The organism is Arthrobacter sp. C152 (assembly GCF_054890965.1).
This window is the reverse complement of the sequence record NZ_JBTZSU010000029.1, coordinates 49641-55640: the sequence shown is the minus strand read 5'-3', so window position 1 is coordinate 55640 and position 6000 is coordinate 49641. Positions and strand designations below refer to the sequence as shown.

The 6000-nt window shown below is 67.3% G+C and carries 4 protein-coding genes and 2 pseudogenes; 3 read left to right on the top strand and 3 right to left on the bottom strand.

Translation table 11 applies throughout. From position 1 onward, the window contains the following. Positions 1-350 (bottom strand): annotated as a pseudogene (locus tag ACYSM9_RS16955) (HNH endonuclease signature motif containing protein); the annotation flags it as partial. Between the two features lie 131 nt (positions 351-481). On the opposite strand from ACYSM9_RS16955, the gene ACYSM9_RS16950 reads away from it, so the two are divergent. Together ACYSM9_RS16950 and ACYSM9_RS16945 are read left to right on the top strand one after the other, a co-directional pair. Beyond that, complete coding sequence (locus ACYSM9_RS16950; protein ID WP_461858124.1) at positions 482-808, top strand: ArsR/SmtB family transcription factor; 327 nt, start codon at positions 482-484, stop codon at positions 806-808. Next, a pseudogene (locus tag ACYSM9_RS16945) lies at positions 805-1479 on the top strand (cation transporter); the annotation flags it as partial. The gene ACYSM9_RS16950 and the pseudogene ACYSM9_RS16945, both read left to right, overlap by 4 nt. A gap of 312 nt (positions 1480-1791) precedes the next feature. Here the strand turns inward: ACYSM9_RS16945 and ACYSM9_RS16940 are convergent. After that, the gene (locus ACYSM9_RS16940) at positions 1792-2967 is read right to left on the bottom strand and encodes an acyltransferase family protein (protein ID WP_461858123.1); all 1176 of its coding nucleotides are present in this window, start codon (positions 2965-2967) and stop codon (positions 1792-1794) included. Between the two features lie 143 nt (positions 2968-3110). Between ACYSM9_RS16940 and ACYSM9_RS16935 the strand changes: the two genes are divergently transcribed. Continuing rightward, positions 3111-3848, top strand: coding sequence for an ANTAR domain-containing protein (locus ACYSM9_RS16935; RefSeq protein ID WP_461858122.1), 738 nt, complete (start codon positions 3111-3113; stop codon positions 3846-3848). 281 nt (positions 3849-4129) lie between these two features. Here ACYSM9_RS16935 and ACYSM9_RS16930 read toward each other — a convergent pair whose 3' ends face one another. Further along, the gene (locus tag ACYSM9_RS16930) at positions 4130-5590 is read right to left on the bottom strand and encodes an FAD-dependent monooxygenase (RefSeq protein WP_461858121.1); all 1461 of its coding nucleotides are present in this window, start codon (positions 5588-5590) and stop codon (positions 4130-4132) included. Between the last annotated feature and the right edge of the window lie 410 nt (positions 5591-6000).

Genomic DNA, 6000 nt, shown 5'->3' with positions numbered 1-6000 from the left:
ACCACGGCGTGGGACGTTGCCAGGAACGACCCCGCCGCCCGCGGCCCCAAAGCCATGACGCACCCGATCTCCGCCGCGACCGCCATCTCCTGCACCCGCACCGGCACATCAGGCCCCGCCACAGCATGGGCGCTGTCCGCGTACGTCACCGCAGCCTTCGCCTTCAACCCCGCGAACCCGGCCTCCACCTCCCGCACACCGGCAAGAATCTCCAGGCACCCATCCGCCAACCCCGCCAACGGATCAGCCACCAAAAACGGCTCCAAGCCTCCGCTGTCCACCTCGGCGTGGAGCACGGCAAGGGCAGCACGGATATCCTCAAACGCCCTCGAAACCGCCGCCATTCCCATAAACCCATCATGGAGGGAGGGTGTGACATTTATAGGAAGACGAGTGACACGGCAGGCAGTAACACCCGGGAACGCTCCGCCAGCGTTAGTTCAGGTTTGCCTGAATACAGCCACAACTGTACTTTGGGAGCATGCAGACCCTGACCCAGGCACCCGTGCTGGCCCGCTTCGGTTATGCGGTGTCCGACCCCACCCGTGCCCGCATCCTCCTGGCATTGTCCGAGGCGCCGTCGTACCCCTCCGAGCTGGCCGACAGCCTTGGGGTATCCCGGCAGAGCATGTCCAATCACCTGACATGCCTGCGCGGCTGCGGCCTGGTGGTTGCCGTCCCGGACGGACGGCGGAGCCGCTATGAGCTCGCGGACGCCCGGATTGGCCACGCCATCAAGGACCTGATCAGTGTTGTCCTCGCCGTGGACCCGGCCTGCTGCGCACCCGATGGGGAGTGCCTCGCATGAGCGCAACACTCCAGGCGCCCACCGCCGAACGCCGGCAGGTGCTGCGCACGCGCATCAGGCTCCTGGCGGGAGCCACCATTACATACAACCTCGTCGAAGCCGTAGTGTCGTTGTGGGCAGGCGGCGTGGCTGACTCTTCGGCATTGGTTGGTTTCGGCCTGGACTCCGTCATCGAGGTCACGTCAGCCCTTGCCTTGTCGTGGCAGTTCTCCGCCAAGGACCCCGGGCGTCGGGAGCACGTGACGCTGCGCATCATCGCCATCTCGTTCTTCGCCCTGGCCGCCTTCGTCGCTGTTGACGCCGTGCGGTCCCTGGCCGGGGCAGGAGAAGCGCAACATTCGCTGCCGGGAATCATCATCGCGGCGTTGAGCCTTGCCATCATGCCCGTCCTGTCCTGGGCACAGCGGCGGGCAGGGCGCGAACTCGGTTCCAGGACGGCGGTGGCGGACTCCAAGCAAACCCTGCTGTGCTCGTACCTGTCCGCGGTGCTGCTTGTCGGCCTGGTCCTGAACAGCACTCTCGGCTGGTGGTGGGCAGACGCCGGCGCGGCCCTGGCCATTGCGGGTATTGCGGTGCGCGAGGGCATCAACGCGTGGCGCGGTGATGCGTGCTGCGCCGTTCCCGGCCAGGCAGAGGACGACGGCTGCTGCGAGGCCTCCGCGGCGAAAGCGGACGACGGCGACGGCTGCTGTGCAGCGCCGGTTCCGCTGGGAGCGGGAAAGGCCGAGCCCACAGGCCAGGTCCGACGGGACGGCGAGGCCCAGCCAGCAGACAACGCCCGGAATGAAGGCATGGCACAGCCAGCAGACAACGCCGGGGAGCCGGGCTGTTGTCCGGACGGCGCCGATTCCAGCGCCGCAGGCACTGCCAAACCGCAGCCTGTCAGCCTGCCGGCCATTGGGAAAATCCCCCACCGGTGACACACACCGAAGCACAATTCCGGCGGCTGCTCGACGACGCCGTGCGCTGACCCAGCGCACGGCTTAGCTGGAGACGGCCACCGACGCTTTGTGTTGCCCGGGGACGGGCGGCGCGACGGCGGGCTCGAGCCTTTCGTTGGCCCAGCGCCGCAGCGGCAGCTCCACCAGGCGGAAGGACGCGTAGGCCAGCACCACAGTCAGGGCGGCGGAGAGGGCGATGCGGAGGGGCAGGTCCGGGACCAGCCTCATCAGCAGCAGGTACACGGGCAGGTGCCAGAGGTACATGCCGTAGGAGAGGTCGCGGCCGGGGCGGGCGAGCCACGGGTGGCTGAAGATCCGTGCCATGAACCCGGCCGGCTGGAGGACCAGCGAGCCGATCAGCAGGGCTGCCAGCAGCGCAAGGGCGGTGGGCCCTACGGTCCAGAACGTGTTGAACCAGGCGTTGGCAGCCTCCGGTTCCCTGAACAGGAACACCGCGGCCCCCAGGGTGATTGCCGCCAGCGGGGCGGCCCAGCCGGCGATCCACTGCAGGGCGCGGTGCAGCCGGGAGCCTTCGCGGAGGGCCGTGAACAGGAGCGCGAGCGCGCAGCCGATCAGGAGTTCGTCCGCCCGGGTGTCCGGCCCGTTGTACAGGCGGTTCAGCGGCGCCCCGGACATGACCAGCATGAACCGCTCGAGCAGGAACGCCCCGGCCAGGGCAACGGTGGCCGCCGCAACGGTGCGGATTTTCCAGAAGCGGAGCATGGCCAGCAGGAGCAGCGGCCACACCAGGTAGAACTGCTCTTCGACGGCGAGGGTCCAGGTGGGGCCCAGGGTCTCCCCCTGGATGGACCCGCCGAATGCGCCGACGTGCGCCAGGTTCATCACATACGCGGCGGCAGGAAGGATGAAGCCCGCCTGGCCGCCCCAGCCGGAGGCGGGGAAGACGAGGCCGACGGCGAGGATCACCGCGCAGAGGACCAGCAGCGCCGGCCACAGCCGGGCCAGCCGCTTGGCGTAGAAGACCGAGAGGTTCAGTCGTCCGGTGGCGAGCCGCTCCTTCATGATCAGCAGGGTGATCACGAAGCCGCTGAGGGTGAAGAACACGTCCACGCCGATGGATCCGCCGGGGACCAGCCCGGTGGCGGTATGGAAGAGGAAGACGCCGGCGACGGCGATCGTGCGGAGCCCGTCCAGGGCATGCTTCCGCCCGGAGATGAGGGTGTTTTGGCGTGCTGCCGGGCGTTCCGAAACTGACAAAATTCCACTGCTTGACCTAGAAACCACTCAGTAAGCATATATAACGTTTCCATAACTGCGCTGGACGGAGGCTGTGACAACGCTGACAGGAAGGTAATTAATCGCGCCTTGTGGGCGCCGCCCGGCACTCCTAGATTGAAGTCATGGTGGACCAAGAAGTGGCAGAGGACTTTGAACGGCTTGTCGACCTGATCTCGCAAAATGAGGACATGAAGTCCGTCCTCGACGGCATCGCCATGTTCGCAGCCACCACCATGAGCGGCACCACCGGGGTGCCGATCGAATGCGCAATAACACTGCACCGGCGCAAGCGGACCGCGACCATCGGCGGCAGCAGCGGCAAGGCCGTGGTGCTGGACAGGATTGAGCAGAACCTGGGCGACGGGCCGTGCGTTGATGCGCTGGAAACCGGCCAGCCGGTCCTGCTTGGCGACATCTCAAAAGATCCACGGTGGCCCGAGTACCGCAGCGCCCTCTCGGCGGCAGGCATTAGCAGTGCCCTGGGCGTACCCATGAACCTGGACGGCGATTCCGGCGCGGTCCTGGATTTTTTCGCTCCTGCCAGCGGGCTTTTCAGCGATGACGCAGTGGCGGAGGCGGAGAGGTTCGCGGACAGGGCCGGCAAGGCCTTGCGCCTCGCTGTCCGGATATCCTCCGCGGAGCAGCTTGCCCGGGACCTGAAAGCTGCGATGGACACCAGAACCGTGATCGATCTTGCCTGCGGGATCATCATGGCGCAAAACCAGTGCAGCAAGGACACGGCGTTCGAGGTCCTGCGGAGCGCTTCCAGCACGCGCAACGAAAAGCTCCACACCCTGGCCCAGTCGCTGGTGGACCGCTTTGCCGGGCCTGGAGACGCTACGGCCCACTTTGAGGAGTGATAGTACTTCGAGGAGTAAACGTACGACGGCGGTCGGGCCTCGATAGAACTCCGGGAGCCAGCGACGCTGGTGACCCCCGGAGAAGGGGCGCGGAAGGTGGCCCACCCCCGAAAAATGGACTGTCCATGGGCCACATCCCGCTAGCTTGTGAAGCTAGGAGGGCGGGGCAGCGCCAGGCAGAAGCTTTGGGGTGGAAGTGGAAGTCATGGGCAATCCCTTGGCGGCGCTGATTGGCCGCCTGCCTGACCGCCGCAAGCCTAACAAGGGTTCAGCATATTGATCTAGGGCCTTAAGTCCCTAGCTTTGCCACACCATATGCGCAGGGCCCCGGCGAGGCCGTCACCCGTGCCCTCGCCCGCCCAGGCGACGTAGCCGTCCGGCCGGACCAGGACCGCCGTCGGGGCAGCCACGGCGCCGAGCACCGGAAGCTGCCACTCGCCGTCGTACGTGGCCCGAAGATGCCGGACCCGGTCCGCCCACGCTCCCGCGTCCAGTACCGGTCCGCCGAACTCCAGCAGCACGGGCCGGGCCTGGTGCAGCAACTGGAACACCGTCGCGGGCCCGTCGGCGGTGCTGAGATCGAGGTCCGGCATCCGCCGCCCGGCGAGGGGGTGTCCGGCGCCGGTCCCGTAAGCCACGTCCAGCCCGGTGATGAGCGCCGCGACGGGAGTGCCGGCGTTGTCGACGCGGAGCACCTCGTCCAGCAGGTCGCGCAGCGCTTCCTGCCGGGGGTCGGCCTTCTGGAAGAGCGACTGTGCCATGGTGTACTTCAGGGCCCGTGCCCCGGCGGGGTGCCGTTCGGAATGGTAGGTGTCCAGGAGTTCATCACCGGACGCGCCGCTGGCAACCTGCCCGAGTTTCCAGCCGAGGTTGACGGCGTCCTGCAGTCCCAGCCCGATGCCGAGGCCGCCGGTGGGCGAATGGACATGCGCCGCGTCCCCGGCCACGAGGATCCGGCCCTTCCGGTAGGTTTCGGCCTGCCGGGTGGCGTCGGTGAACCGCGACAGCCAGATAGGGCTGTGCACGCCGAAGTCCGTGCCGAAGACTGCCAGCAGCTCCCGGCGCAGGTCCTCAAGGGTGGGTTGGGTGGCCGTGCCGAGCAGGGCTTCGGTCACCACTACGCGCACGGTCCCGCCGCCCATCGGGTAGAGGCCGTGGATGCCGCGGGCATCCACTTTTCCCTGCTGGGCGGGTTCCCCGGCCACTTTGACTTCGGCGATCAGGCTGCTGCGGGTGGCGTCCGGGCCCGGAAAGGCGATGCCGGCGGAACGCCGGACCATGCTGCGCCCGCCGTCGGCACCCACCACATAGCGGCCCCGCACCCCGGCGCCGGATGCGAGCCGGACGTCCACGCCGTCGTCGTCCGCTGAAACCCCGGTGACCTCGGCACCGCGCCGGATCTCCACGCCCAGCTCCTCCACCCACTCCAGCAGCAGCCGCTCGATGTGGTTCTGGAAGAGCGCCAGCGTGTAGGGGTGGCGGGTTGGCAGCCCGGCGAGGCTGAGCTGGGTGCCGCCGAACGTGGCAGTCTGCACCGTCTTGCCCGCGGCCAGGAACCTGTCCGCAATGCCGCGCTGGTCCAGCAGTTCAATGCTTCGCGAGTGGATTCCTCCTCCGCGCGAGCCCGCCAGTTCCTGGGTTTCCCTGCGTTCAAGGACGACGGCGTCCGCACCCGCCAGCCTCAGCTCACCGGCCAGCATCAACCCGGTGGGCCCGCCTCCTACAATCACCACGTCGCGCATTCCGCTCCCCCGCCTGCCCCGGCCCGGACGCCAGTGTTCGACGCCCGGGTTCGACGCCCAGTATGCGGGGCCGTGGGGGCCTTGCCGCAAGGCCCCCATTGCGGGGTACCTTGGAAATATAGGGGGATTACCCGGGGGCTGCGATACTTCGCGCAAAAGGGAAGCCCCTCCTAGGAGGGGCTTTCAACGTAGTGGTCATTGGTCTTCTGGTAATGGTCAGTGGTGATGCACTCCCCCTTTCCAGACGCCCCCCGGCGCCCATCCGGACTATGACGCAACCCACTTTAATAACGTGTCCCGGAGTAGTAAAGGGTTTCTTGGGAACGCTTCCCAAGCCTGAGGCAAGCAGTGCGCGGATATATCGAGCTCGTCATTCCCATGCCAACAAACGCCTGTTACGAATCTGCTGA

Excerpts from the sequence above, each read along its gene's own strand:
- ACYSM9_RS16935 (WP_461858122.1), top strand. The coding sequence starts at position 3,111 with ATGGTGGACCAAGAAGTGGCAGAGGACTTTGAACGGCTTGTCGACCTG.
- ACYSM9_RS16930 (WP_461858121.1), bottom strand. The coding sequence starts at position 5,590 with ATGCGCGACGTGGTGATTGTAGGAGGCGGGCCCACCGGGTTGATGCTG.
- ACYSM9_RS16950 (WP_461858124.1), top strand. The coding sequence starts at position 482 with ATGCAGACCCTGACCCAGGCACCCGTGCTGGCCCGCTTCGGTTATGCG.